Raw genomic sequence first — 26,544 nt, 5'->3', positions numbered from 1 at the left:
GGGTTGTCTCCCCTCTACTCAGTATTCTTTTTAAAGAGAGAAAGGAAGAAGGGGTGGTGGGTGCCTGTGGAAAACGGGAATCCCCGCTTTACGCAGAATCGTCCACAGGCCGGACGGCGCGCTGTGGACGAAATCTGGATTCTGTGGACGACTCCGGACGCTTTCGCCGGAAACGGCGGAAATGCTATACCGGGAAGCCTGGGAATCCCGTGGATAACATGGTCCGCGCGAGTCATTGTACCCATGTTCCGGAGAGGGCGCGCGGATTGTCCCGAAGGGGGCGCCAGCGGGGGCGACGAGTCCCGCCCGGAGGGACAGAATCCAGGAGATCCCCGTTGTCCACAGATTCGGACGGGTTCTCCACAACACGTTGGGGACGGATGAGACAGTTCCACCTGCATCTTGTGTCGGACGCGACCGGCGAGACGATCAACAGCGTCGCCCGCGCTTGCGTCATCCAGTTCGACGATGTTCGCCCGGTCGAGCATTTCTGGAATCTCGTGCGGACCGAGCGTCAGCTCGACATGGTTCTGGAGGGCGTCCAGGAAAATCGCGGCCTCGTCATGTTCACGCTGGTCGATGAGAAGTTGCGCCGTCGCCTCCAGGACTTCTGCCGTGAGGTGCAGGTCCCCTGCATCCCGGTGCTCGACCCGCTGATCAACGCGCTGGCCGCATTTCTCGGTGTGGAATCGCAGCGTCAGCCCGGCCGCCAGCACGCCTTGGACGCCGAGTATTTCGGACGCATGGACGCGATGGACTTCGCGCTGGCGCACGACGACGGCCAGTCGAGCTGGGACCTGCACGAGGCCGACGTGATCCTGATGGGCGTGTCCCGCACGTCGAAGACGCCGACCTGCATCTATCTGGCGAACCGCGGCATCAAGGCGGCGAACATTCCGATTGTCCCGGGATGCCCGATGCCGCCGGAGATCGAGAAGCTGACCCGGCCGCTGGTCGTCGGCCTGACCAAGGACCCGGACCGGCTGGTGCAGATCCGCCGCAACCGGTTGAAGCTGCTGAACCAGAACGAGTCCTCGACCTACGTCGATCCCGAGGTGGTGCGGGCCGAGGTCACCGACGCGCGGCGCATGTTCACCCGGCGCGGCTGGCCGGTGATCGACGTGTCGCGCCGCTCCATCGAGGAGACGGCGGCGGAGATCATGATGCTGCTCGCCCGCCGCCAGAGCGGCGGCCTGCCCGGTATCCCGCCCGAAGGACCGGCGACGTGAGCGGAGCGGTTCCCACCGTCGTCCTCGCCTCCGGCTCCCGCACGCGGGCGGAGATGCTGGAGCGCGCCGGGGTGCGCGTCACGCTCGCCCCGGCGGCGGTGGACGAGGAGGAGATCAAGCTGGCCGCCCGTGCCGAGGGCGCGCCGGTCGAGGATGTGGCCGAGGCGTTGGCCGAGCTGAAGGCGCAGCGCGTCACCCGCAAGCACCTCGGTGCGCTGGTGATCGGCGCCGACCAGATGCTGGAATGCGAGGGCCGCTGGTTCGACAAGCCGGCCGACCGCGACGCCGCTCGGGCCCAGCTGCAGGACCTGCGCGGCAAGACGCACCGGCTGGTGAGCTGCGCCGTGGTGATCCGCGACGGTGAGCGGCTGTGGCACCATGTGGACCGCGCCCGCCTGACCATGCGCCCGTTCAGCGACGCCTTCCTGGAATCCTATCTGAACGCGGCGGGCGACGACGTGCAGGGGTCGGTCGGCGCCTATCACCTCGAAGGGTTGGGCGCGCAGCTCTTCCACCGGGTGGACGGCGATTTCTTCACGATCCTCGGGCTGCCGCTGCTGCCGCTGCTCGGGTTCCTGCGGGTGCATGGGGTGATTGCGGAATGACGATCAGCGGCAAGGCGAAGCTGGCCGGGGTGATGGGCTGGCCGATCGGCCATTCGCGCTCGCCCCGGCTGCACGGCTATTGGCTGGAACAGTACGGCATCGACGGCGCCTACGTGCCGCTGGCCGTGCCGCCCGACCGCATCGAGCAGGCCATCCGCGCCCTGCCTGCGCTGGGCTTTCGCGGCTGCAACGTGACGGTGCCACACAAGGAGGCCGCCTACCGCACGGTCGACCGGCTGGACGACACCGCCAAACGGATAGGCGCCGTCAACACCATCGTGGTCGGCGAGGACGGGACGCTGGAGGGCCGCAACACCGACGGCTTCGGCTTCATTGAGAACCTGAAGAGCGGCGCACCGGGCTGGAAAGCTGCGGACGGGCCGGCATTGGTCATCGGGGCCGGTGGCGCGGCGCGGGCCGTCGTCGCCTCGCTCCTCGACGAGGGCGCGCCGCGTGTCTGGCTGGTCAACCGCACGAGGGCGCGGGCCGACGAGCTGGCCGCCGACATTGGTAACAGCGATGGGGTCGGCGCCATCGAGACCGCCGATTGGGTTTCACGTGAAACGCTTCTCGAAGGGGCGGCGCTGGTCGTGAACACGACCACCCAGGGCATGGCGGGACAGCCGCCGCTGGAGCTCGACCTGCGCGCCCTCCCCGGTTCGGCCGTCGTCACCGACATCGTCTACACGCCCCTGATGACCACGTTGCTGACCGCGGCGCAGGCCCGCGGCAACCGCGTGGTGGACGGCGTCGGCATGCTGCTCCACCAGGCCCGTCCCGGCTTCGCCGCTTGGTTCGGCCGAGAGCCGGAGGTGACCGAGGGGCTGAAGGTCGCCGTTCTCCAGGGCTGAGGTCGCGCGATGATCGTCTTGGGACTGACCGGCTCCATCGGCATGGGCAAGAGCACGGCGGCGCGTATGCTGAAGCGTATGGGCGCGCCGGTCTGCGACAGCGACGCCGTGGTGCACGGCCTGCTGGGGCGTCACGGCGCGGCGGTGCCGGCCATCGCGGCGGCCTTTCCCGGTGTCGTGGTGGATGGCGCGGTGGACCGGCGGGCGCTGGGTGGCGCGGTCTTCGGCAACCCGGCGGCGCTGAAGCGGCTGGAGGCGATCCTCCACCCGGCGGTGCAGGCGGCTCAGCGGCGCTTCCTCAGACAGGCGGCGCGCCGCCGCGTCCGCGTGGCGGTGCTGGACATCCCCCTGCTGTTCGAGACCGGCGGGGAACGCAAGGTGGACCGCAGCGTGGTGGTCACCGCCCCCTTCCTGGTGCAGAAGTCACGGGTGCTGGCGCGGCCGGGCATGACGGCGGAGAAGTTCGCCGCTATTCTGGCCCGGCAGATGCCCGACGCGGAGAAGCGGCGGCGCGCCGACCACGTCGTCAACACCGGCGACGGACGGCGGGCCACCCGGCGGGCGCTGCGCAACATCCTCGCCGACGTGAAGCGGCGCCGCGGACGGCAATGGCCGCCGCGGGGATATCAGCCCGGACAGGTGGTTCATGCGTGAGATCGTCCTCGATACGGAAACGACCGGCTTCAAGCCCGAGGAAGGGCACCGGCTGATCGAAATCGGCTGTGTCGAGCTGCACAACCACGTCGCCACCGGCAAGACCTTCCACTGCTACGTCAATCCGGAGCGCGACGTGCCGCCGGACGCCGTGGCGGTGCACGGGCTGACGACGGAGTTCCTGTCGGACAAGCCGCTGTTCAACGACGTGGTGGCGGAGTTCGTGGCCTTCATCGGCGACGCGCCGCTGGTGATCCACAACGCGGCCTTCGACATGCACTTCCTGAACTGGGAGATGCGGATCGCCGGTTATCCGGTGATGCCGAAGGACCGGGCCATCGACACGCTGCTGATGGCGCGGCAGAAGTTCCCCGGCGCGCCGGCCACCCTGGACGCGCTCTGCAAGCGCTTCGGCGTCGACAATTCCAGCCGCACCTACCACGGCGCGCTGCTCGACGCCCAGCTTCTGGCCGAAGTGTATCTGGAGCTGCGCGGTGGGCGTCAGGCCGGTCTGGCGCTGGCCTCCGGCCCGGCGGCGGGTGGTCCCGCGGCGATCCGCATCGACCGCCCCTACCGCGCCCCGCGCGCCCACGCTCCGAGCGAGGAGGAGCTGGCGGCCCATGCGGAGCTTCTCAAGAAGCTGAAGAACCCGCTCTGGGCCGCCGAGTGAGTTGTTATTCCCTCTCCCGGGGCGGGAGGGGGTTTTGAACCTTACGGCAGCAGCACCGTCGACCCGGTCGTCGCGCGGGACTCAAGCGCCCGATGGGCTTCCGCCGCGTCGCGCAGCGCGAAGGTCTGGCCGACGTTGATGGTCACCCCGCCGGTATGCACCACCTCGAACAGGTCGGCGGCGCTGGCCATCAGGTCGTCGCGCTTGGCGACGTAGCTGAACAAGGTCGGGCGCGTGACGTAGAGCGAGCCCTTGGCTGCCAGGACCTGGAGATCCAGCGGCGGGACCGGGCCGGACGCCGCGCCGAACAGCACCATGAAGCCGCGGGGACGCAGGCAGTCCAGGCTGTCCATGAAGGTCGTCTTGCCGACGCCGTCATAGACCACCGGCACGCCCTGCCCGTCCGTCAGGTCCTTCACGCGGTTCACGAAATTCTCGCGCGTGTAGACGATGGGATGGTCGCAGCCGGCTGCGCGGGCCAGCTCCGCCTTCTCGTCGCTGCTGACCGTGCCGATCACGGTGGCGCCCAGATGCTTCGCCCATTGGCAGAGGATCTGGCCGACGCCTCCCGCGGCAGCCTGGACCAGGATGGTGTCGCCCGGCTGCACCGCGTAGGTGGAGCGCAGGAGGAACTGCGCGGTCATGCCCTGGAGCAGCATGGCGGCGGCCTGCCGGTCCTCGATCCAGCTCGGCAACGGGATCAACCGGTCGGCGGGGGCGAGGCGGGATTCGGCGTAGGCGCCGATCAGCGGCGCGTAACCCACCCGGTCGCCGGGCTTCAGCGTCGTCACGTCCGGACCCACGGCCTCGACCACGCCGGTGCCCTCGGTCCCGATGATGGCGGGAAGCTGCGGCAGCTTGTAGGCGCCGGAGCGGTGATAGGTGTCGATGTAGTTCAGCCCGACGGCGGTCTGGCGAAGGCGCACTTGACCGGGGCCGGGGTCGCCCACCTCGATCTCGTCCCAGCGCAGCGCTTCGGGTCCGCCGTAGTCGTGGATGCGGATCGCGTGAACCATGGTGGTTGGTCCCTTCCCTTTTTATAGAAGCTGAAGCTCCAGCGTATCGCCGGCTTGGTCCGCTGTCACCCGGTACCGCCGCTCGTGGCGGAGCAGCCAGTCCTTGGTCTGCAGGCCGCCCAGGCCGGAATAGCCGCCGGGCGCCCCGCCGCCCCCGACGATGCGATGACAAGGGATGATCACCGGGATCGGGTTGGCCCCGCAGGCCCCGCCCACGGCCCGCGGTGCCGTGTCCAGCAGCCGCGCGACGTCGCCATAGGTCAGGACGCCGCCGTAGGGAATGGCCTGCATCGCCGCCCAGACCTTCTGCCGGAAGGCCGTCCCGCGGGGGGACAGCGGCAAGTCGAAATCCAACCGCGTCCCGGCGAAATAGTCGCGGAGCTGGCGCGCCGCCTCCTCCAGCACGGGGTCCGGCCGGTCATCCCCCAGCCGTCCCCAGTCGAGCGCCACGATGGCGCCGGCGGCGCTGGTCAGGGTCAGCAGGCCCAGCGGGCTGTCGACGGTCAGGCTGCCGGTCGTCGTCGTCATGAGGTCATCTCCGGGTCAGGGCAGCGGCCAGCGCGTCGGGCGCGGTCACCGGCGGGGAGCAGGTCATGCCGGTGCAGACATAGGCGGTCGCCGCCCCGCCCTGCATGCCCTTGCCGTGCGCCGGGTGCCCGGCGGGCAGATCCGTCCCCGGCGGCAGGACGCTGAGGATGCGGTCGGGAAGCGGTCGGTCGAGCACCGCGCGGCGCAGCGCCGCGGTGTCCGGCGCCTGCGGGTCGCCGACGATGACGATTTGCTGGGCCTTCTGGAGAAGCTCCGCCGCGTTCAGGTAGGTCGGCAGCGGGAAGAAATTGCGGCTCAGCTCGCCGGAGAAGGCGGCGGCCAATGCATCCGCCCGCTCGCGGTAGGCGGCCTCGCCGGTGCGGTGGTGCAGCGTCGCCAGAACCGCCAGCATGGTGCCGTTGCCGCTGGGCGTCGCCGCGTCGCCAGCCGACTTGGTGCGGACGATGAGGTCGTCGGCGTCATCCGCCGTGTAGAAATAGCCGCCGGCCTGGGCGTCCCAGAAATGCGCGTCGAGCACCCGCACCCAGGCCCGCGCCTGCTCCAGCGCTCCGGCGTCGCCGGTCGCCTCATGCAGGGCGAGCGCTGCGCGCGCCATGTGGGCGTAGTCGTCCAGCGTCGCCCGGTGCTTGAGCTGCCCGGCCCGCCAGCTGTGCAGCAGGCGCCCGTCCTCGGTCATGCGGTCGCGGACGAAGGCGAAGGCGCGCTGCGCGGCCGCGATCCACTCCGGCTCGTCGAAGACCATGCCGGCCTGGGCGAGGGCTGCGATCATCAGGCCGTTCCAGTCGGCCAACACCTTGTCGTCCCAGCCCGGCTTGATCCGCTTTTCGCGCTCCCGCCAGAGGACCGCCCGCTGTTCGGCCAGCTTAGCCTCGGTCTCGGCGTCCAGCGCCTCGATGCGGTGCAACCGGTTGAGGATGGTCGCCCCCTCCCAGTTGCCCTGCGGCGTGACGCCGTAGGCGCGCTTGAAGACCTCCGCATCGGGGCCGAGGAGACGGTCGATCTCCTCCTCGTTCCAGATGTAGAAGAGGCCCTCCTCGCCTTCGCTGTCGGCGTCCTGGGTCGCGGCGAAGCCGCCACCCTCGGCGATCATCTCGCGCAGCGCCCAGCCGACCGTTTCACGGATGCGCGTCTCGAACAGCGGCTCCCGCTCCGCCTGCCAGACCAGGGTCATCAGGTCGAGAAGCTGGGCGTTGTCGTAGAGCATCTTCTCGAAATGCGGCACCAGCCACATCTCGTCCACCGAGTAGCGGGCGAAGCCGCCGCCCAGATGGTCGTAGATGCCGCCCTGGCTCATATGGGCCAGCGTGTTGGTGACCGCCTCCCGGTAGGGTTCCTTGCCGGTGCGCAGCCAGGCCCGCCACAGCAGCGTGAAGATCGGCACCTGGGGGAATTTCGGGGCGTGGCCGATGCCGCCGTGGAAGGGATCGACCTCGCGGACCAGCCGGTCGGCGATCTGGTCGAGCATGGCGAGGTCGACCTCCCCCGCCGCCCGGTTCTCGGCCAGCTTGCCCAGCGCGTTCTTCAGCGCGGCGACGTTCCGGGTCACGTTCTCCGGCTTGTTGCGGTAGGTCTCCGCCACGCCGCGCAGCACGTCGGGAAAGCCGGGCCGCCCGTAACGCGAGGCCGGCGGAAAGTAGGTGCCGCCCCAGAAGGGCTCGGCCTCCGGCGTCAGGAACATGGTCAGCGGCCAGCCGCCCTGCTGGCCCAGCATGGCCAGGGCCGACTGGTAGATCTGGTCGACGTCGGGCCGCTCCTCCCGGTCCACCTTGATGTTGACGAACAGCTCGTTCATCAGCCCGGCGATCTCCGGGTTCTCGAAGCTCTCGTGCGCCATCACGTGGCACCAGTGGCAGGCGGCGTAGCCGACCGACAACAGCACCGGCTTGTTCTCGCGCTTGGCCCGTTCGAAGGCGTCGCGGCCCCAGGCCATCCAATGGACGGGGTTGTCCTTGTGCTGGAGCAGGTAGGGGCTGGTCTCCCGGCCAAGCAGGTTCGCGGGCATCGCAGGCGTTTCCGGTCTGTGGCGTGGTTGGGAATAAACTGGCGCGGCGGTGCCGTTGCGCCAGGGCTTCCTATCTGTATAGTGGGGCATGAGCCGAAGCGGCGCTCAACCCTTAATTTCCTGCGTACCGCGCGCTTTCCAAGGGAATGGGGCCATGAAAATCACCATCGACATCGACTGCACACCCGAAGAGGCGCGCCACTTCCTGGGCCTTCCCGACGTGAAACCCATGCAGGACGCCATGATGCAGGAGATCCAGGACCGCATGCAGGCCTCCCTGCTCGCCATGGACCCCGAGACGATGATGAAGACATGGCTGCCGGCGGGAATTCAGGGCATGGAGCAGCTTCAGAAAATGTTTTGGTCCCAGATGGCCGCCGCCATGGGACAGGATGGACGCAAGTGACCGATCCGAAGCCCTACTTCGAAGCCCATGTTTTCTCCTGCACCAACCGCCGCCCCGATGGACACAAGCGCGGCTCCTGCGCCGCCCGGGGGTCCGAGAAACTCCGCGACTACATGAAGGCCCGCGCCCGCGAGCTGGGTCTGGACGGCCGTGTGCGGATCAACGCCGCCGGTTGCCTGGACCGTTGCGAGCTGGGTCCGGTGCTGGTCATCTATCCGGAGGGCGTCTGGTACACCTACCGCTCCTTCGCCGATGTGGACGCGATCCTGGAGACGCACTTGGTCGGTGGTGACCGCGTGGAACGGCTCATGCTGAAGCCGGAACAAAAAGAACTGCTGCCGGAACAGGTCGGCTGATCGTTCCGGAACCGGCACGATGATACTCGGCACGATGATCCCGACCATCTTCGCCCTCGCCACCGCCCCCGGCCGCGCCGGTGTGGCGGTGGTTCGCGTTTCGGGCCCGGCTTCCGGCGACGCGCTCGCCGCCCTGACCGGCAAGCCGCTGCCTGAACCCCGCATGGCCACCCTGGTCCGGCTGCGCGATCCCAAGACCGGCGAGGCGCTGGACGACGCCCTGGTCCTGCGCTTCACAGCCCCCCGCAGCTTCACCGGTGAGGACGTGGTCGAGCTGCACCTGCATGGTGGGCGCGCCGTGGTGGCCGGCGTGGTGGAGGCGCTGTCCACCCTGCCCGGACTGCGCGTCGCCGAACCCGGTGAGTTCACGCGCCGCGCCTTCGAGAACGGCAAGCTCGACCTGACCGAGGCCGAGGCGGTCGCCGACCTCGTGGACGCCGAGACCTCCGTCCAGCGCCGTCAGGCCCTGCGCCAGATGGAGGGAGCGCTCGGCAAACTCTACGACAACTGGCGCGATCGGCTGACCCGGTCGCTCGCCCATATCGAGGCCGACATTGACTTCCCTGATGAGGACTTGCCTTCCGGCGTCTCGGACGCCGCGCGTCCCGTACTGAGCACTCTGGCCGGCGAGATCGACGCCCACCTCGATGACCGTGGCCGTGGGGAACGGCTGCGCGAGGGGCTGCACATCGCCATCGTCGGCGCGCCCAACGCTGGGAAGTCGAGCCTGCTAAACGCTCTCGCCCGCCGCGAGGCCGCCATCGTCTCGGCCCGCGCCGGCACCACCCGCGACGTGATCGAAGTCCATCTCGACCTCGGCGGCTACCCGGTGGTGCTGGCCGACACGGCGGGCCTGCGTGAGGCGGCCGCCGACGAGGTGGAAGAGGAAGGCATCCGCCGCGCACTCGACCGCGCCGCCCGCGCCGACGTGAAGGTCGCCGTGTTCGACGCCACCGCTCAACCGACGCTCGACCCGGCGACGGTCGCCCTGCTCGACAAGGACACGGTGGTGGTCCTGAACAAGACCGACGTGGTCGATGCCACGGTGCCGACGGTCGACGGCTGGGAGGCGGTTGCGGTCTCGGCCCGGACCGGTGCCGGCCTGCCGGAGCTGGAGCGGTGTTTGACGGCGTTTACCGCCGACCGGCTGGCGGGCAGTGGTGCCCCCGCCCTGACCCGTGCCCGCCACCGCTCCGCCTTGGAGGAGTGTCGGGATGCCCTGCGCCGCGCCTTGACCGCTCCCTTGCCGGAGCTGATGGCCGAGGATGTGCGTCTGGCGAGCCGGGCCCTTGGTCGCATCACCGGGCGGGTCGATGTCGAAGACCTGCTGGACGTGATCTTCCGGGATTTCTGCATCGGCAAGTGAACTGTGGATGTCGTGACAAACGCGCCGTGCCGTTCTGTTTCACGTGAAACACGGGCTGCGCGGTGTCGCGGCGCTTGGCGTCCGGTGCTGACTCGGCTATGGTCCGGCCATGCGAACGTTCGACGTCATTGTTGTCGGCGGAGGCCACGCCGGTTGCGAGGCTGCCGCCGCCGCGGCGCGCATGGGTGCGCGCACCCTGCTGCTCACCCACAAGCTGGACACCATCGGCGAGATGTCCTGCAACCCAGCCATCGGCGGGTTGGCAAAAGGTCATCTGGTGCGCGAGATCGACGCGCTCGACGGCGTCATGGCCCGCGCCATCGACCGGGGCGGCATCCAGTTCCGCATCCTGAACCGCAGCAAGGGACCGGCCGTCCGTGGCCCGCGCGCCCAGGCCGACCGCAAGCTGTACCGGCAGGCGGTGCAGGCGATCCTCGCGGAACAGCCGAACCTGTCCATCGAGGCCGGCGGCGCCGAGGACCTGACCATCGGCGAGGATGGGCGGGTCACGGGCGTGGTCACTGGGTCCGGCGAAACGCTCGCGGCGGGAAGCGTGGTGCTGACCACCGGCACCTTCTTGCGCGGCCTGATCCATATCGGTGAGGAAACCACACCGGCGGGTCGCGTCGGCGAGGCGCCGTCCATCGGCCTATCCGACACGCTGGCGCGTCTGGGCTTCCCGCTGGGACGTCTGAAGACGGGCACGCCGCCCCGGCTCGACGGCAAGACCATCGATTGGGATGCTCTGGAGAAGCAGCCGGGCGACACGCCACCACCGCCCTTCTCCTACCTGACCGACCGGATCGACACGCCGCAGATCGACTGCGCGATCACCTGGACGACGCCGGAGATGCACGCGCTGATCCGCGGCAACCTCCACCGCGCGCCGATGTACTCCGGCCAGATCCAGAGCACCGGCCCGCGCTATTGCCCATCCATCGAGGACAAGGTGGTGCGCTTCGCTGACAAGGAGCGCCACCAGATCTTCCTGGAGCCGGAGGGGCTGGACGACGACACGGTTTACCCCAACGGCATCTCCACGTCCCTGCCCCGCGACGTTCAGCTTGGCTTCTTGAAGACAATGCCGGGGCTGGAACGGGCGGTGATGATCCGCCCCGGCTACGCCATTGAATACGACTTCGTCGACCCGCGCGAGCTGAAGTCGACGCTGGAGACGCGCCGGACTCCCGGCCTGTTCTTCGCCGGCCAGATCAACGGAACCACCGGCTACGAGGAAGCGGCGGCGCAAGGCCTCATGGCCGGCATCAACGCCGCCCTGCTGGCCGGCGGCTCGGCGGAGGGCTTCATCCTCGACCGCGCCGATGCCTACATCGGGGTGCTGGTCGATGACCTGATCACCCGTGGGACCAACGAACCCTACCGGATGTTCACCTCGCGCGCCGAGTACCGGTTGATCCTGCGCGCCGACAACGCCGACCAGCGGCTCACACCGAAAGGTCTGGCCATTGGGTGCGTCGGGTCGGCGCGGCGCGATGCTTTCACGGCGAAGGCCGAGGCACTCTCCGCCGGCCGCGCGCTGGTGCGCGCCCTCCAGGCCACCCCGGCGGAGCTGCAACGGCAGGGCATCACGGTCAACCAGGACGGCGTGCGGCGGACCGCCGCCGACCTGCTGCGTTACCCAGACCTCGACCTCTCCACTCTCGCCCGGCTGTGGCCGGAGCTGTCGGCGATCCCTGCCGACGTTGTCGAGCAGTTGGAGATCGACGGGAAATACGCCGGCTATCTCGACCGGCAGGAGGCCGACATCCGTGCCTTCCGCAAGGATGAGGCGCTGGAGCTGCCCGATGATCTCGATCCCGACAGCATCGGCAGCCTGTCGGCGGAGATCCGGCAAAAGCTCCGGCAAGCCCGCCCGGCGACCTTGGGCGCCGCGGCCCGCATTCCCGGCATGACCCCGGCGGCGCTGGTCGCCCTGCTCCGCCACGTGAAACGGCGCGACGTGAAGGTGGCCGTCTGATGAGCCTGTTCGATGCCGCAGCCTTCCAGGCTGAGACCGCTGTTTCACGTGAAACGCTCGACCGCCTCGCCGCTTACGAGGCGACGCTGCGCAAGTGGCAGCCAAAGATCAACCTCGTCGGCCCCTCCACCCTGCCCGACGCCTGGCGCCGTCATTTCCTCGACTCCGCGCAGCTCTACCCGCTGCTGCCCGAAGGCGCCCGGGTGCTGGTCGATCTGGGCAGCGGTGCCGGCTTCCCCGGCCTGGTCCTCGCGATCATGGGTGTGCCGGAGGTTCATCTGGTGGAGAGCGACTCCCGCAAATGCGCCTTCCTGCGCGAGGTGGCCCGCGTCGCCGGAGCGTCGGTCACCGTCCACAACAAGCGGATCGAGGCGGTGCCGCCGATCGCCGCCGACGTGGTGACGGCCCGCGCCCTGGCGCCGCTGAACGACCTGCTGACCTGGGCCCATCCCTTCCTGCAGGACCGGGGTGCGGCACTGTTTCCCAAGGGGCAAAATGTGGCGGACGAATTGACCGATACCACCAAATATTGGAAGATGCGGACCGAGCGCTTCGACAGCCGCACCGACCCCACCGGAACCATCCTGCGTGTGAGTGGTATCGCCCGTGTCTAAGACCGCGACCCTGATGCATTCCCGCTCCGACGCTTCCCGCGAGGCTGACATGCCCTCCGCCCTTCCCTCCGCCCGCGTCATATCGATTGCCAACCAGAAAGGCGGCGTGGGCAAGACCACGACCACCATCAATCTGGCAACCGCCCTGGCCGCCATCGGCAAGCGTGTTCTGGTGATCGATCTCGATCCCCAGGGCAACGCCTCCACCGGCCTCGGCATCCCGCGCGCCGACCGGCGTGTCGGCATCTACGACGTCCTGTTCGACGGCATGCCACTGGAAGACGCCGCGACGGTGTCAACGGTGCCGAACCTGTCGATCATCACCTCCTCCGTCGATCTGTCCGGCGCCGAGGTCGAACTGGTCACCTCCGAGCGGCGCGAGTTCCGGCTGCGCGAGGCGGTGGACAAGAGCGCGCTGGAATACGACTACGTGCTGATCGACTGCCCGCCGGCGCTCGGCCTCCTGACGCTGAACGCGCTGGTCGCCTCCCACGCTGTGATGGTGCCGCTGCAGTGCGAGTTCTACGCGCTGGAGGGCCTCAGCCACCTCGTCCGCACCATCGAGCGGGTGAAGCGCGCCTTCAACCCCGAGCTGGACATCCACGGCGTCGTGCTGACCATGTTCGACAAACGCAACAACCTGTCCGACATGGTGGCCGCCGACGTCCGCGGCTTCTTCGGGGAGAAGGTCTACGACACCGTCATCCCGCGGAACGTGAAGGTCTCGGAGGCGCCGTCCCACGGCAAGCCGGTGCTGATCTACGACATGCGCTGCCCCGGGTCGCAGGCATACATCCATTTGGCCGGCGAGGTGCTGCGCCGTGAGAAGAGGCTGAGCGCGTGATGGAGGATACCAAACGTTCGGACGGCGGTGCCCGCCGCGCCAGCCTGGGTCGTGGCCTGTCCGCCCTGTTCGGCGAGGCGGCGGAGGACTATTCCGCGCTCGATAAGGTGCGCCAGTCCAAGCAGGTGCCCATCGAGTTCATCCATCCCGGCAAGTACCAGCCGCGCCGCACCTTCGACGACGAGGCGCTGCAGGGGCTGGTCGAGTCGATCCGCGACAAGGGCATCCTCCAGCCCCTGCTCGTCCGCCGGGATTCGGAGACGACCAACTCCTATGAGCTGATCGCCGGCGAACGCCGCTGGCGGGCCGCGCAGATCGCCGGCCTGCACGAGGTGCCGGTCGTCATCCGCGAGCTGTCGGATCGTGAAGCGCTGGAAATCGCGCTGATCGAGAACATCCAGCGCCAGGACCTGACGCCGCTCGAAGAGGCTGAGGGCTACAAGCGCCTGATGGAGGAGTTCGAACACACGCAGGAGGATCTGGCGCGCTCGGTCGGCAAGAGCCGCAGCCACGTCGCCAACATGATGCGCCTGCTCGCCCTGCCCGACCCGGTCAAGGGCATGGTGCAGGAGGGGGCGCTCAGCGCCGGCCATGCCCGCGCGCTGCTCACCTCTTCCGATCCGGTGTCGGTGGCACGCGAGGTGGTCAAGCGTGGGCTGAACGTGCGCCAGACCGAAGACCTGATGCGTGGCAGTGCGCCGGTCAAGGCCAAGAAGACCGGCGGACGCGGCGGTGCCGCCACCGACCCGACGCTCAGGGACGTCGATCTGGTGAATCTGGAGGAAGAGATCTCCGCCCGCATCGGGCTGAAGGTCGCGATCACGCCGCAGGGCAAGGGCGGCTCCATCACCATCCATTACCAGACGCTGGACCAGCTTGACGACGTGCTGCGCCGGCTTGGTGGTGAATAGGAAGTCGCGGAACCAAACTGTCACTTTAGTGAAACGGCACTAACATGATCTCCCCCTAAACAGGGTCGTCCGGCCGCAGCGACGTGGCCGGAGCCGACAAAGAGGGGGAGATTCATGAAGCCCATCCACGGCCTGTGCCTTGCCGGCCTTACCGCGGCCCTGATTGCGGGGCCGGCTCTTGCGGACCAGAAATTCCCGGCGGAGTTGGCCGGACACGGTGTTATCGACGCGGCGACCTTTGTGGCGCCGCCCGCCGACGCGCCAGACCTCTTCCGCACCTCCGGCAAGTTCACCGCCGCCGACCGCAAACGCGTCGACCAGTCCCGCAGCATCGACGGCACATCCTTCCTGTCGGCACCCGGCGCGGCGCGCGGCACCGGCATGGCACTGCCCTTCGAGGGCCAGCCGGTCCAGGGCTTCTCCGGGATCAAGGCGCTTGGCGACGGCAGCTTCCTGGTGCTGACCGACAACGGCTTCGGCAGCAAGAGCAACTCCGCCGACGCCATGCTGACGGTGCACAGGCTGACCATCGATTGGAAGACCGGCGCGGCGGCGGTGGCCGAGACGCTGTTCCTGCGCGATCCCGACCGCAAGGTGCCCTTCCCCATCGTCACCGAGGCGACCAAGGAACGCTACCTGACCGGCGCCGACTTCGACGTCGAGAGCGTGCAGATCATCGGCGACCGGATGTATTTTGGCGACGAGTTCGGCCCCTACATCCTGGTGACCGACCGGACCGGCACGCTGCTGTCCCTGCATGAGAGCAAGGTGGACGGCAAGCCCGTGCGCTCCCCCGACCATTACGCGGTGTCCACCCCGGCTGTGCCGGGCGCTGTCGGCTTCGAGGTGCGCCGCTCGCGCGGCTTCGAGGGGATGGCCGCGTCGAAGGACGGCCGGTTCCTCTACCCGCTGTTCGAAGGGCCGTTGTTCAACGCCCAGCTTGGGACGGGTGGTGCCTGGGAGACCAAGGACGGGCGGGAGTATCTGCGCATCGCCGAGTTCGACGTCGCCAAGGGCGACTTCACGGGCCGCAGCTTCAAGTACCTTCTGGAGGCCAACGGCAACAACATCGGCGACTTCAACATGATCGACGCCACCACCGGCTTGATCATCGAGCGCGACAACGGCGAGGGCGACCCGGCCAAGGGCTGCAGCGGCCAGCCCACCCCGGACTGCTTCAACGTCCCGGCGCAGGTCAAGCGGGTCTACAAGATCGACTTCGCCCAGGCCGACGCCGAGGGCTTCGTGAAGAAGGTCGGTTACGTCGACCTGATGGACATCGACGATCCGAAGGGCATCGCCCGGCTCGGCGGCGACAAGGGCAAGTTCACCTTTCCCTTCGTGACCATCGAGAACGTCGATGTGGTGGACGCCGAGCACATCGTGGTCGGCAACGACAACAACCTCCCCTACTCGTCGGGCCGCGCGCTGGGCAAGCAGGACCACAACGAGCTGATCCTGCTGCGCGTGCCGCAGTTCCTGGCCACGAAATAAGGGGCCGCGAAATAAGGGGCCGCGAAATAAGGGGTCGCGAAATAAGGAAGAGGTTCAGCGCCGCGCCAGCGAGGCGAGCTGGAAGAGGACGCGGGCGCACAGCGTCTGGTCGGGCATGTTGGTCCGCTTGCAGTCGGCCTCGGCCTCGACCAGCCGCTCCAGCGCCTGCCGAACCAGCGGCGCCGGCCAGCGGCGGGCCTGACCGGTCAACCGCGGCTTCATCTTGAAGAACACCGGCGGGCGCAGCGCCTCCACCGCGGCGTCCGCCGACTTGCCCGCCGCCACCTGCCCGGCGACCAGTTGCAGCCGCTGGAAATGACGCTGGGCGGCGCGCAGGATCGGCACCGGGGACATGCCCTCGGCGAACAGCCGGGCCAGCGAGCGGTCGAGCGTCGCGAAGTCTCCCTCCGCCGCCGCCCAGATCGGCTCGTCGAGCGACAGGGCCGCGCTGTCGCCGACGCAGGCCTGGGCATCCTCCAGCCGGACGCGCGTCTCCGTGCCCATGTAGAGCGCCAGCTTCTCCATCTCGCCGCGCGCCACCATGCGGTCGCCGACCAGATTGCCGGCGAGGAAGGTCAGGGCGTCGGGATCGGCGGTCAGGCCATGGCCGTGCAGGATGTCGGCGATGACCCGGCCGAGCGCCGCCTCCTCCTCCACATAGCAGGGGATGGCGACGGCGCCGTCGGCCCCTTCGAACAGGGTGCGCAACTTCGACCGGTTGCCGAGATCGCCGGCTTCGACGATGACGAGGCTGTCACCGGGCGGCGGGTCGGCCAGGAAGGCGGTGAAGGCGGCGGCGACGTTGTCCTCCGCCTCGCGCACGCGGATCAGGCGGCGGCCCCCGGTGAAGGACAGGGCGGCGGCCTCGTCGGCCAGACGCGCGGGGTCGTCGGCGACGGCGCGGCCCAGCATCTCGGTGACCCGGAAAGGGTCGGACAGGTCGGCGACCACGGTGCGGCCCAGCCCCATGGCGCGGTCGCGCACCAGACCGGTGTCCGGGCCGTAGAGCAGGACCGCGCGGATCTTGGGATCGGGGCTGCGCAGGAAGCCGTCGATCGCCCGGGCTTGCAGCTTCACGAAGACACCGTCGGTGGCGGAGGACCGGCCTCCGGTTGTCCAGTGTGGATCAGAGCTTGCGGCCGAGCTGGGCGGCCACGCGGGTGGTGATCTCGTTGGAGATTTCCAGAATCGCGCGGTCGTAGGCGTTCTCGACCGTGACCAGGGCGCCGTACTGCTGCTCCAGCACGTTGTAGCTGATGTAGGAGCGCGCGTTGGCCTGGAACAGGATCGCGCCCGTCGCCGCGTCGATGAGCTGGTAGGGGGCGTTCACGACGAGCTGGGCGCGTGTGGCGGTCGCGTCCTTCTGAAGGGACAGCTTCTGCTCCGACGCGGTCAGCACGGTCTCCAACCGGTAGCGTGGGGCGGCGGGACGGCCATCGGCGTAGAAGCGGTCGATCAGGAGATTGCGCAGCTTCTGGCCATAACGGTCCTTGATGCCGCCGATCTCGACCTGCTGGAGCTCGGCGGTGCCGATGCTGTTCGCCCCGAGGTTTCCATACATGGGCTGGAAACCGCAGGCCGCCGTGGCAAGCACCGCCGGCGCAAGCAGGGCGAGGGCCAGAAGCCCTCGCCGCCGTACGCCGGCTTTGCGGTTACGGCCATTGTCATTAGGGAGGTCAGACGACGACATTGATCACCCGGTTCGGGACGACGATGACCTTGCGCACCGGCTTGCCCTCCAAGGCGCGCTGGACGTTTGGATCGGCCAGGGCGGCCTGCTCCGCGGCATCCTTCGCCATGTCGCGCGGCAGCTCCAGCGTCGCGCGCAGCTTGCCGTTGACCTGCACCGCCATGGTGACCGAGTCCTCGACCACCAGGGCGGCGTCGGCCTGCGGCCAGGGCTGGTTGACAAGCAGCGTGGCATGGCCGAGCTGCGCCCACAGCTCCTCGGCGAGATGGGGCATCATCGGGGCGATCAGGCGGACGGTGGCCTCGAAGCCTTCGCGCAGGACCCAGGCTTCGCCCTCGCCCGTGCCGTCCAGCTCGGCCAGTGCGTTGGACAGCTCTCGCACGCGGGCCACCGCCTTGTTGAAGCGGAACTTCTCCAGGTCTTCCGAGATGCCGGCGATGGCCTTGTGGACCAGACGGCGGGTGGCCTCGGCCTTGGCGCTGAAGACGTCCGGCTTCGGCGTCCCGGCGGGCGGCAGAGCGACCGGCGATTCCGTCACCATCCGCCACAGGCGGTTGATGTAGCGCCAGGCGCCGTCGATGCCGGCTTCGGTCCATTCCAGGTCGCGTTCCGGCGGGCTGTCGGACAGCATGAACAGGCGGGCGGCGTCGGCGCCGTAGGTGCCGATGATGTGCGCCGGATCCACCACGTTCTTCTTGGACTTCGACATCTTCTCGACGCGGCCAACCGTCACCGGGCCGTCGTTGTCGTTGCGGATGTAGTCGCCGAGATCGTTCCTGCGGATGTCGGTCGGGGCCAGCCAGGCGCCGGTGCCGGTGTCCTTGTAGGTCTCATGGTTGACCATGCCCTGGGTGAAGAGGCCGGCGAAGGGCTCCTCCACGTTCAGGTAGCCGCACTGCTTCATCGCCCGCGTCCAGAAGCGGGAATAGAGCAGGTGCAGCACGGCATGCTCGATGCCGCCGATGTACTGGTCCACGGACAGCCAGTAGTCCACCGCCTCGCGCGTGAAGGCGACATCCTCGGCTTTGGGCGAGCAGAAGCGGGCGAAATACCAGCTCGACTCGATGAAGGTGTCGAAGGTGTCCGTCTCGCGCACCGCCGGCTTGCCGCAGCTCGGGCAGCTCGTGTGCTTCCACGTCGGGTGGTGGTCCAGCGGGTTGCCGGGCTTGTCGAAGGTCACGTCGTCCGGCAGAACGACCGGCAGATCCTGCTGCGGAACCGGGACGATGCCGCAGCTGTCGCAGTGGATGACCGGGATCGGGCAGCCCCAGTAACGCTGGCGGGAAACGCCCCAGTCGCGCAGGCGGTACTGGGTGGTGCGCTCGCCCTGCCCCTGCTCCTCAAGCCGCTTGCCGACCTCCTGCTTGGCCGGCTCGACCTCCATCCCGTCGAGGAAGCGGGAATTGCGCAGCAGGCCGGGGCCGGTATAGGCCTCGTCGCCGACCGCGAAGGTCGCGGGATCGGCGTCCGCCGGAACGACCACCGGCGTGACCGGCAGGCCGTACTTGCGGGCGAAGTCCAGGTCGCGCTGGTCATGGGCCGGGCAGCCGAAGATGGCGCCCGTGCCGTATTCCATCAGCACGAAGTTGGCGACGTAGACCGGCAGCTCCCAGGACGGGTCGAAGGGATGCACCACCCGCAGCCCGGTGTCGAAGCCGCGCTTCTCAGCGGTTTCGATCGCCTCCTCGCTGGTGCCCAGGCGGTTGCACTCGGCGATGAACTCGGCCAGCGCGGGGTTGCCGGCGGCCAGTTCGGCGGCCAGCGGGTGGTTGGCGGAGATCGCCGCGAAGGACGCGCCGAACAGCGTGTCGGGCCGGGTCGTGAAGACTTCCAGCTTGTCCGTCCGTCCGACGAGGTCGAAGCGGAAACGCACGCCGGTGGACTTGCCGATCCAGTTCTCCTGCATCAGGCGCACGCGCTCCGGCCAGCGGTCCAGCGTGTCCAGCCCCTTCAGCAGCTCGTCGGCGTAGGCGGTGATCTTGAGGAACCACTGCGACAGCTTGCGCTTCTCGACCAGCGCCCCGGTGCGCCAGCCGCGACCGTCGATCACCTGCTCGTTGGCGAGGACCGTGTTGTCGACCGGGTCCCAGTTGACCCAGGACTCCTTGCGGTAGGCCAGGCCTTCCTTGAGGAAATCCAGGAACATCTTCTGCTCGTGGCGGTAATACTCCACGTCGCAGGTGGCGATCTCGCGGTCCCAGTCGATGGACAGGCCCATCGTCTTCAGCTGGGCGCGCATGGCCGCGATGTTCTCGCGCGTCCATTTGGCCGGATGGGTCTTCTTCTCCAGCGCGGCGTTCTCCGCCGGCAGGCCGAAGGCGTCCCAGCCCATCGGGTGCAGAACGTTGAAGCCACGGGCGCGCTTGTAGCGCGCGATCACATCGCCGATGGTGTAGTTGCGGACATGCCCCATGTGGATGCGCCCCGACGGGTAGGGGAACATCTCCAGCACGTAATACTTCTCACGGGAAGCGTCCTCGCGCGCGGTGAAGCAGCCCTGCCGCTCCCACTCGCCCTGCCACTTCGCTTCGGTTTCCTTGACATTGTAACGCGACATGACCGCAGACGCCGTTCCGTGAGTTTCGTGGATCTAGACAAATAAGGCGCCGACGGCGGGGCAACAGGCGGCGGACCGATGACCGCGCCCCACCCCGCCCGGCGCCCCGTTCAGCGTGCCGCGGCCTGCTGGGCGACGCGGATCTGGCGGGCGCGGGTCAGCACCGCGTCCTCCAGCGTCGTCGCCGTCTCCGGCCCGACCGCGCTGTCGCGCCAGTCCGACCCGGCGCGCTGCTGCTTGAACACCGACACCCGCACGCCGTCGGCGCGGAGCTGGCGATCCATGATGTACAGGTTGACCTTGAAGCGCTCGTTCGGGGTGTCCGGCGGGGTGTACCAGTCGGTCAGGATGACGCCGCCGAACGGGTCGGCGGAGACGATCGGCATGAAGGACAGCGTGTCCAGCGAGGCGCGCCACAGGAAGCTGTTGACGCCGATGCCGTTGGGATCGCCCTGCTCGGCGCCGTTGCGCTTGTTCTTGCCGAACAGGCTGAAGCCGCCGTCGGTGCCGAGAAGGCTGCCGAACTTGTATTCCTTCTTGATCTGCTCATCGACGGTTTCCGTCTGGCCGCCCCAGCTGGAGCAACCGGCCACGGCGAGCGACGCCGCGAGCACGACGGGGGCAAGGCGAAGGACACGGGAACGGCGCATGGTCGGAACCTGGATCAATAAATTCGGGGTACCGCGCACGATACCGCGGCGGATGCCGGTGAAAAGACCATAAAAGCCCGCCCGCGGCAACAGCCGATGCGGGGCGCAGCCTGTGCCTTTGCTGTGTCCGGGGCGATGCCGGAGCCCTGCGGACGGGATGGCGCGGGCGGCGGAATTCCAACGGCGGCGCACAATCAAGGTGTGTTCCGTCGGACACACTGTTCCTTCATTGCTGCAACTTTTCGATTTCCGGCTTGCTGGCGTCCCCGCATCTGCGTACCACAGAGCCAGCCAGGACGTTAACCGGGCTGAAAATTCTGCTGCCAGGATGGAGGCAACAATCATGAACCGTTATCTGCTCGCGGGCTGCGCCGCTGCCGCTCTGGCTCTGGGTGCCGGCGCTGCCAACGCTCAGGCCAAGTTTGAAGTCAAGGTCGGCGGCGACGCCTACTTCGAAGGCGGCTACGTCAACGAAGACCGCGACCAGGGCGCCCGTTCGGTTGACTTCCGCAACCGCTTCCGCGTCATCGTGACCCCGACCGCCAAGGCCGACAACGGTCTGGAGTACGGTGGCCGCATCCGTATGCGCGCCAACTCGGGTGCCAACAACGCCCGCACGATGGACGCCGACCGCGGCTACATCTTCGCGCAGGGCGCGTTCGGTCAGGTCCAGATGGGCGTGACCAACTCCTTCAACGACGCCACCTACGTCACCGCTCCGCAGGATTACCTGCAGCTCGGCATCTATGACGGCGTCGCCGCCTGGATCGGCCAGACCTCCGACATCGGTGGCGGCCTCGCCGGTCTGAACGGCTCGATGCTGAGCCAGTCGCTGGTCGTCGAGAACAACGCGACCAAGATCGTGTACTTCTCGCCGCGCTTCGCCGGCCTGCAGGTGGGCGCCAGCTACACCCCGCGCAACGACGACTCGCACGCCTCGGTCAACCGCGCTGACCTGACCCCGGTCACCGCCACCGGCCGCGGCTTCTCGACCACGTTCGAGGATCTGGTCGAAGTCGGCGCCAACTACAGCAACACCTTCGGCGGCGTTTCGCTGAAGGCCAGCGCTGGCTACTACTGGGGTTCCGCTGCCGGCACGACCACGGTCGGCGCCAGCGTCGAGGACCTGAACGCTTGGCAGGTTGGTGCCCAGCTCGGCTACGCCGGCTTCTCGCTCGGCGGTTCGTACACCGACTTCGGTGAGTCGGGCCAGATCCAGACCGCGACCTCGGACAACGAGAAGAGCCGCCTCTGGGTTGTCGGCGCTCAGTACACCGCTGGCCCGATCGTCGTCGGCGCCAACTACAAGAGCGGCAAGGACGCCGGCAGCCTCTATGCCGCTGGCGACCGCACCCTGGAAGTCATCGAAGTGGGCGCCGGCTACACCGTCGCTCCGGGCCTGACCCTGCAGGCTCAGTATGACTACTTCAAGGCCGAGAGCGACCTGAGCACGGCCGCTGCGGACCTGGACAACGACGGTCACGTCGTCCTGCTCCGTACGGTCCTGGCGTTCTAATCTGCGGTCATCCGTGGATGGAGAAGGGCGGTGGCTTCGGCCACCGCCCTTTTTCTTTGTCCATCTTCCTTGCCTGTCGCGCTGCCCTTGCCTGTCGCGCTACGCCTTTTCCGTGCGCTTTCGCCCGCCGGTTCGCCGTCCGCCCTGGTGCTTTTCGGTGCGTAAAGTTTGTTCATCGCGCCCAAAATCTGGACAAGCAATGTGCTATATTTACGGCATGCGGGAAAAACCATTAGACACCAAACACTTATGACTGTGTCGGAATGGCAACTGTGTTACAGTTGCACCGTTGCCCCTGTCGAATCGCTCTTGTCGGGTGAGCGAACGGGTGGCTTAGTAATTGATGGGAAGCACAACCGCACGGCTCCAGTCTCCTTGGGAGCCTGCTAGAAGGATGGACCATCAATGAAGCGTTCTCTTGTTACGGGCTGCGCAGCCATCGCGATCATCGCCTGCAGCGGCATGGCTTCCGCCCAGACCAAGTTCGAGGTCAAGGTCGGCGGTGACGCTTTCTTCCAGGGCGCCTATGTCGAACAGGACCGTGATGAAGGCACCCGCTCGACGGAGTTCGCCAACCGCTTCCGCGTGACCGTCACGCCGGTCGCCACGGCCGACAACGGTCTGGAGTACGGCGGCCGCGTCCGTATGCGCGCCGCCAACGGCGCCGGCAACGTCCGCACGATGGACTCCGACCGCGCCTTCATCTTCGTGAACAGCGGCTTCGGCACCCTGCAGGCCGGCACGATCAACGGCTTGTCCGACGAGTTCGGCATCATCGGCCCGAACGTCGAGGGCATCGCCGGCGGTCCGGACAACAACACGGTGGAGTTCCTCACCGGTTCGCAGACCTACTCGCTGCTGCCGACCACCACCAACAACTTCCGCGCCTTCGCCTCGGGCGACGTCGGCACCAAGGTCATCTACCTGACCCCGACCATCGCCGGTTTTCAGGGCGGCGTCTCCTACACCCCGCGCACGGGCGACTCGCACACCTCGATCAACCGTCGTCAGGACAACGGCGGCTTCCAGGACGTCGTCGAGGCCGGCGGCACCTACACCAACGAGTTCGGCGGCTTCAGCGTCGCGGCCAGCGCCTTCTACCAGTTCGGCGATGCGGTCGATGACGGCGTCGGCGTCGGCGCCACCCGCTTCGAGAAGCTCAGCTCGGTCCACGCCGGCCTGAACGTCGGCTACGGCGACTTCAAGATCGGAGGCAGCTACGCCTACAGCGGCGACAGCGGCTACGACAAGTCGCTGACCGTGAAGGAGAAGCAGGACATCTGGATCGTCGGCGCCCAGTACGCCACCGGCCCGTTCATCCTGGCCGCCAACTACTCGCAGTCGCGTTCGAACGGCACCAGCCCGAACACCGGCTTCGTGGCCCCGGTCAAGGCCGAGCTGTATCAGGCCGGCGTGACCTACACCATCGCGCCCGGCCTGACCACGGGCCTGGAGTACAGCTACCTCGACCTCGACTCGAAGATGACGACGCTCGACAACGGCGGCATCAACCCGGACGACCGCGCGCACATCATCATGATCGACACCCGCCTGGCCTTCTGATCGGCCTTGCGGCAACTCTGACAAAAACGGCGGCGGATACCCATCCGCCGCCGTTTTCTTTGGGTGCCGGGCCTTGCTTCCCCAGTGACCCTTACTTCTTGGTCGCTGGCGCCGCTTCGGTCTCGCAGAGCAGCAGGATCGCCGCGTCCTCCATAGGGGTCCAGACGGCCAGCAGGCGCTGCTTGGCCTTTTCCGCCGTGTAGGCGGTGGTTCCCGCATCGCGGATGGAACGGACCTTCACTTCGCCCAGCTTCCAGCCAGCCTTGCGAAAGCCGCCGAGGGTGGATTCGAGAATCTGGTCACGGCGGGCGTCGTCGTCCTTCTTGAACTCCCAACCATAATTTTCCTGCTTGGTGCAGCGCCGGTTGAGGTCGGCGGCGGCGGCGCCCAAGAATTCCTTGTAGGTGCCGTCGTCCTGCAGCGGGAACGGTTGCACGGCGAAGGGCGCCTGGGCGATGGCCGACCCCGCCGCCGTCTTGGGAGCTTCCTTGCCGGCGGCGGGCTTGCCGCCATTCTGGCTTCCGGCGTTTGGGTTCCCGGTGCCTTGGGCAAGGGCGTTGCCGGCCGTGAACGGCGCGGCCCCCAGAATCAGCGCCGACAGGATCAGGGGACGCATCCAACCACGCATGCCTTGTTCTCCTCGGGGTGCTTGCGTTTCGTCGGTCCGTCCGTTACCACGCCCTCCGGTTCCTGTACAGGCAGGCGCCAATAAAGGGGGAGGGCCGGCATGTCCGCTTCGCACACCGATACACCAGACGGCACCGTCACGGCCCGGCTGGAGTCCGTCCGCCGCTCCATCTTGGACGGCTGCGTCGCCAGCGGGCGCGATCCCGGCGCGGTGACGCTGGTCGCCGTTTCCAAGACCCACCCGGTCGAGGCGGTGGAGGAGGCCCTGGCCGCCGGCCAGCGCGTCTTCGGCGAGAACCGCGTGCAGGAGGCCAAGGCGAAGTTCCCCGCACTGCGCGAGCGCTTTCCGGACCTGGAACTGCACCTGATCGGCCCGCTCCAGACCAACAAGGTCAAGGACGCGGTGGCCCTGTTCGACGTGATCCAGACAGTGGACCGGCCCAAGCTGGCCGAGGCGCTCGCCGAGGAAATGGCGCGCAGCGGGCGCCGCCCGCGCTGCCTGATCGAGGTCAACACTGGCGAGGAGCCGCAGAAGGCCGGCATTCCCCCGGCGGAGCTGGACGCCTTTCTGGCCGCCTGCCGCGACAGCTGGAACCTGCCGGTGACCGGCCTGATGTGCATCCCGCCGGTGGACGAGGAGCCGGCGATGCACTTCGCCCTGCTCGCCGACATGGCGCGCCGCGCCGGTCTGCCCGAGGTCAGCATGGGGATGAGCGGCGATTACGAGACGGCGATCCGCTTCGGCGCCACCCATGTGCGGGTCGGCACGGCGATCTTCGGCGCCCGCCCCACCCCCGCCGCCGGATAGCGCCGCCTATTCCGCCGGGTCCGCCACGGTCAGTGCGGTGCCCGGCGCGCAATCCTTGAGAAGCCGCAGCAGGTCCGGCAGGGGCAGCGCGACGCAGCCCGCCGTCGGCGCCCGGTCGGGCCGCGCCACATGCATGAACACGGCGCTGCCCAGACCCGGCACCACCGGATCGTCGTTGTGTCCCATCACCACGATGACGTCGTAGACATGGTCGTCGCGCCACAGCTCCTCGTGGCTGGCGGCGTAGGGGCGCTTGACCGGATGGTTGTAGGCGGGATCCGCAGGGTCGTCGCACCAGCCGTCGTCTGGCGCGATGGGCGACGCTGGCAAGCCTGTCTCGGGCCGCTCCAGACGGTCGTCGCGCCACAGCACGCGGCGCAGCGCGAAGCGGCCGACCGGGGTGGCGCCGTCGCCCTCCCGCTTGTCGGAGCGGATGCCGCCGCGGCCGAGAACGCAGCGGAACGAGCCGCCGGGCCAGTCGAGACGGCCATCGGACGGCGGGTCCGCAAGACGAACCGTGATCTCCATCGCCCTTCCCTCGCCCGTTTCCGGCCTGTCCGTTTCTGGGGTCATTGCGCTCAGCCCGACACCCGCAAGCTGGGCGCCGGGGTCTGCGCGGCCCGCCGGCCCTGCTCGTACTTGGCCAGATTGCGCATCATCGTCTCAGACAGCATGTCCGGCGTCACGGGTGCAAAGGCATTGCTGTTGGCCGCCGCCGGGGCGGCGTTCGCCTGCGCCAGCGTGTTCGTTGGCACATTCGCCGCCCCGGTACCGGCCACGGCGTCCGGTCGGGCCGCCGCCGCCGGCGCCTCCGCGGGTTTGCGGAAGCCGGAGGGAGCCGCGGTGGCGGCGAAGCCGATGGTGGAGGGGTGCGGCTTGGCGGCGTATTTGGCCATCAGGCTGTTCGCCAGCGGGGTGTCGCGCGCCGGCATCCGCGAGGGGTGCGGCGTGTCCGTCAGGCCATCGCGCCCGGACCCGCCCTCCGCCGCCCCCACCCCATGAGGCGGCGCTGCGGGCCGCTTGGCGTCCGGCAGCTCCGCCGTGACGGTGCGGGCCGGCTGGGCGGCCGGCGCCGCAGCGGCCATGGCCGGTGCCGAGGTGCCGGAGGCGGAGTCCGGCAGGGTGGTGACCGCGGTGGCTCCGGCGGTGCCGGCAGCGGCATCCCCGTCGAAGCCGAGCGAGGCCATGATCTGCCCGCCGATGTCCTTGCCCTGGGCCTGTTCCACCACCGCGTTGGCGATGGACGCCATGCCGCCCAGCGGGCCGCCGAACAGAATGCCGCCAATGACCTTGGACGACGGACTGATGGTGTCGCCGGTGATCTCCCGGTAAACGGTGTTGACGATGGGGATGTGCTGGAGCGGGTTGATGATGTCCAGCAAGTCGCCGAAGGACATCTCGGCCTCGGCCTCGTACCGGTCGGGGCTGTCCCGGCTCTCCATGACCGTCAGGGCGGGCGTCGCTTGGCCCGGCGACCGCTCGCGCTGCACCGGCCGCGAAGCGGCGGCTGCGTCGATGGTGGTGGCGTCGATGGCCATGGGCGGTCTCCCGTCGCGGTGTCCAGCCCTGTCCTAAGCAACCGGTGTGC

General features: G+C 68.4%; 26 protein-coding genes. 16 read left to right on the top strand and 10 right to left on the bottom strand.

Annotated features, from left to right (window positions below; all coding sequences use genetic code 11):
* The first annotated feature begins 380 nt into the window (after nucleotides 1-380).
* Genes H1Q64_RS04605 through dnaQ form a run of 5 tightly spaced genes read left to right on the top strand, consistent with a single transcriptional unit; the run spans nucleotide 381 to nucleotide 4,009 of the window.
* Nucleotides 381-1,229, top strand: coding sequence for a pyruvate, water dikinase regulatory protein (locus H1Q64_RS04605; protein ID WP_237904566.1), 849 nt, complete (start codon nucleotides 381-383; stop codon nucleotides 1,227-1,229).
* Complete coding sequence (locus H1Q64_RS04600) at nucleotides 1,226-1,834, top strand: Maf family protein (RefSeq protein WP_237904565.1); 609 nt, start codon at nucleotides 1,226-1,228, stop codon at nucleotides 1,832-1,834. The genes H1Q64_RS04605 and H1Q64_RS04600 overlap by 4 nt, the downstream gene beginning before the upstream one ends.
* Nucleotides 1,831-2,685, top strand: coding sequence for a shikimate dehydrogenase (locus H1Q64_RS04595; protein ID WP_237904564.1), 855 nt, complete (start codon nucleotides 1,831-1,833; stop codon nucleotides 2,683-2,685). The genes H1Q64_RS04600 and H1Q64_RS04595 overlap by 4 nt, the downstream gene beginning before the upstream one ends.
* Before the next feature lie 9 nt (nucleotides 2,686-2,694).
* Nucleotides 2,695-3,339, top strand: coding sequence for a dephospho-CoA kinase (gene coaE, locus H1Q64_RS04590; protein ID WP_237904563.1), 645 nt, complete (start codon nucleotides 2,695-2,697; stop codon nucleotides 3,337-3,339).
* Complete coding sequence (dnaQ, locus tag H1Q64_RS04585) at nucleotides 3,332-4,009, top strand: DNA polymerase III subunit epsilon (RefSeq protein WP_149165402.1); 678 nt, start codon at nucleotides 3,332-3,334, stop codon at nucleotides 4,007-4,009. Before coaE ends, dnaQ begins: the two co-directional genes overlap by 8 nt.
* Before the next feature lie 41 nt (nucleotides 4,010-4,050).
* On the opposite strand, the gene H1Q64_RS04580 is transcribed toward dnaQ, so the two are convergent.
* The 3 genes from H1Q64_RS04580 to H1Q64_RS04570 are packed head-to-tail and all read right to left on the bottom strand — an operon-like array spanning nucleotide 4,051 to nucleotide 7,576.
* The gene (locus H1Q64_RS04580) at nucleotides 4,051-5,025 is read right to left on the bottom strand and encodes a quinone oxidoreductase family protein (protein WP_237904562.1); all 975 of its coding nucleotides are present in this window, start codon (nucleotides 5,023-5,025) and stop codon (nucleotides 4,051-4,053) included.
* A gap of 21 nt (nucleotides 5,026-5,046) precedes the next feature.
* A complete protein-coding gene (locus tag H1Q64_RS04575) occupies nucleotides 5,047-5,553 on the bottom strand; it encodes a methylated-DNA--[protein]-cysteine S-methyltransferase (protein ID WP_237904561.1) in 507 nt (168 codons plus the stop codon).
* 4 nt (nucleotides 5,554-5,557) lie between these two features.
* Entirely contained in the window at nucleotides 5,558-7,576 is a 2,019-nt protein-coding gene (locus H1Q64_RS04570) for a thioredoxin domain-containing protein (protein ID WP_237904560.1), read from the bottom strand.
* Between the two features lie 154 nt (nucleotides 7,577-7,730).
* Between H1Q64_RS04570 and H1Q64_RS04565 the strand changes: the two genes are divergently transcribed.
* The 8 genes from H1Q64_RS04565 to H1Q64_RS04530 all read left to right on the top strand — a co-directional run bounded on the left by H1Q64_RS04565 (nucleotide 7,731) and on the right by H1Q64_RS04530 (nucleotide 15,545).
* The gene (locus tag H1Q64_RS04565) at nucleotides 7,731-7,982 is read left to right on the top strand and encodes a DUF6489 family protein (protein ID WP_014238933.1); all 252 of its coding nucleotides are present in this window, start codon (nucleotides 7,731-7,733) and stop codon (nucleotides 7,980-7,982) included.
* Nucleotides 7,979-8,338 carry a (2Fe-2S) ferredoxin domain-containing protein gene (locus tag H1Q64_RS04560; RefSeq protein WP_237904559.1) on the top strand — a complete coding sequence of 120 codons (360 nt, stop codon included), beginning with the start codon at nucleotides 7,979-7,981 and terminating at the stop codon, nucleotides 8,336-8,338. The genes H1Q64_RS04565 and H1Q64_RS04560 overlap by 4 nt, the downstream gene beginning before the upstream one ends.
* Nucleotides 8,339-8,372: 34 nt before the next feature.
* A complete protein-coding gene (mnmE, locus tag H1Q64_RS04555; protein ID WP_237904909.1) occupies nucleotides 8,373-9,704 on the top strand; it encodes a tRNA uridine-5-carboxymethylaminomethyl(34) synthesis GTPase MnmE in 1,332 nt (443 codons plus the stop codon).
* Nucleotides 9,705-9,813: 109 nt separating this feature from the next.
* A complete protein-coding gene (gene mnmG / locus H1Q64_RS04550) occupies nucleotides 9,814-11,682 on the top strand; it encodes a tRNA uridine-5-carboxymethylaminomethyl(34) synthesis enzyme MnmG (protein WP_237904558.1) in 1,869 nt (622 codons plus the stop codon).
* The gene (rsmG, locus tag H1Q64_RS04545) at nucleotides 11,682-12,296 is read left to right on the top strand and encodes a 16S rRNA (guanine(527)-N(7))-methyltransferase RsmG (protein ID WP_237904557.1); all 615 of its coding nucleotides are present in this window, start codon (nucleotides 11,682-11,684) and stop codon (nucleotides 12,294-12,296) included. Before mnmG ends, rsmG begins: the two co-directional genes overlap by 1 nt.
* A gap of 49 nt (nucleotides 12,297-12,345) precedes the next feature.
* Entirely contained in the window at nucleotides 12,346-13,140 is a 795-nt protein-coding gene (locus H1Q64_RS04540; protein ID WP_237904556.1) for a ParA family protein, read from the top strand.
* Complete coding sequence (locus H1Q64_RS04535) at nucleotides 13,140-14,051, top strand: ParB/RepB/Spo0J family partition protein (RefSeq protein WP_237904555.1); 912 nt, start codon at nucleotides 13,140-13,142, stop codon at nucleotides 14,049-14,051. Before H1Q64_RS04540 ends, H1Q64_RS04535 begins: the two co-directional genes overlap by 1 nt.
* 114 nt (nucleotides 14,052-14,165) lie before the next feature.
* Entirely contained in the window at nucleotides 14,166-15,545 is a 1,380-nt protein-coding gene (locus H1Q64_RS04530; RefSeq protein ID WP_237904554.1) for an esterase-like activity of phytase family protein, read from the top strand.
* A 54-nt stretch (nucleotides 15,546-15,599) separates the two neighbouring features.
* On the opposite strand, the gene holA is transcribed toward H1Q64_RS04530, so the two are convergent.
* The 4 genes from holA to H1Q64_RS04510 all read right to left on the bottom strand — a co-directional run bounded on the left by holA (nucleotide 15,600) and on the right by H1Q64_RS04510 (nucleotide 20,442).
* Nucleotides 15,600-16,622, bottom strand: a complete 1,023-nt coding sequence (gene holA, locus H1Q64_RS04525) for a DNA polymerase III subunit delta (protein WP_237904553.1) — start codon at nucleotides 16,620-16,622, stop codon at nucleotides 15,600-15,602.
* A 49-nt stretch (nucleotides 16,623-16,671) separates the two neighbouring features.
* Nucleotides 16,672-17,106 carry an LPS assembly lipoprotein LptE gene (gene lptE, locus H1Q64_RS04520; RefSeq protein ID WP_237904552.1) on the bottom strand — a complete coding sequence of 145 codons (435 nt, stop codon included), beginning with the start codon at nucleotides 17,104-17,106 and terminating at the stop codon, nucleotides 16,672-16,674.
* A 115-nt stretch (nucleotides 17,107-17,221) separates the two neighbouring features.
* On the bottom strand, nucleotides 17,222-19,792 hold the full coding sequence (leuS, locus tag H1Q64_RS04515; protein ID WP_237904551.1) for a leucine--tRNA ligase: 2,571 nt from the start codon (nucleotides 19,790-19,792) through the stop codon (nucleotides 17,222-17,224).
* Between the two features lie 110 nt (nucleotides 19,793-19,902).
* On the bottom strand, nucleotides 19,903-20,442 hold the full coding sequence (locus H1Q64_RS04510) for a DUF3576 domain-containing protein (RefSeq protein ID WP_014238944.1): 540 nt from the start codon (nucleotides 20,440-20,442) through the stop codon (nucleotides 19,903-19,905).
* A gap of 343 nt (nucleotides 20,443-20,785) precedes the next feature.
* Between H1Q64_RS04510 and H1Q64_RS04505 the strand changes: the two genes are divergently transcribed.
* Both H1Q64_RS04505 and H1Q64_RS04500 read left to right on the top strand, forming a co-directional pair.
* Nucleotides 20,786-21,958 (top strand): porin, encoded by a 1,173-nt coding sequence (locus tag H1Q64_RS04505; protein WP_237904550.1) that lies wholly within the window; start codon nucleotides 20,786-20,788, stop codon nucleotides 21,956-21,958.
* Between the two features lie 405 nt (nucleotides 21,959-22,363).
* A complete protein-coding gene (locus H1Q64_RS04500; protein ID WP_237904549.1) occupies nucleotides 22,364-23,521 on the top strand; it encodes a porin in 1,158 nt (385 codons plus the stop codon).
* 91 nt (nucleotides 23,522-23,612) lie between these two features.
* On the opposite strand, the gene H1Q64_RS04495 is transcribed toward H1Q64_RS04500, so the two are convergent.
* On the bottom strand, nucleotides 23,613-24,149 hold the full coding sequence (locus H1Q64_RS04495; RefSeq protein ID WP_237904548.1) for a hypothetical protein: 537 nt from the start codon (nucleotides 24,147-24,149) through the stop codon (nucleotides 23,613-23,615).
* 99 nt (nucleotides 24,150-24,248) lie between these two features.
* Between H1Q64_RS04495 and H1Q64_RS04490 the strand changes: the two genes are divergently transcribed.
* Nucleotides 24,249-24,956 carry a YggS family pyridoxal phosphate-dependent enzyme gene (locus H1Q64_RS04490; RefSeq protein ID WP_237904547.1) on the top strand — a complete coding sequence of 236 codons (708 nt, stop codon included), beginning with the start codon at nucleotides 24,249-24,251 and terminating at the stop codon, nucleotides 24,954-24,956.
* 6 nt (nucleotides 24,957-24,962) lie between these two features.
* Here H1Q64_RS04490 and H1Q64_RS04485 read toward each other — a convergent pair whose 3' ends face one another.
* Entirely contained in the window at nucleotides 24,963-25,484 is a 522-nt protein-coding gene (locus H1Q64_RS04485; RefSeq protein ID WP_237904546.1) for a L,D-transpeptidase family protein, read from the bottom strand.
* 50 nt (nucleotides 25,485-25,534) lie between these two features.
* Nucleotides 25,535-26,494: a hypothetical protein gene (locus H1Q64_RS04480; protein WP_237904545.1), complete on the bottom strand. Its 960-nt coding sequence runs from the start codon at nucleotides 26,492-26,494 to the stop codon at nucleotides 25,535-25,537.
* Nucleotides 26,495-26,544: the final 50 nt, after the last annotated feature.

The organism is Azospirillum brasilense (assembly GCF_022023855.1).
Lineage (GTDB): Bacteria > Pseudomonadota > Alphaproteobacteria > Azospirillales > Azospirillaceae > Azospirillum > Azospirillum brasilense_F.
This window is presented reverse-complemented; position numbering and strand designations above follow the sequence as displayed.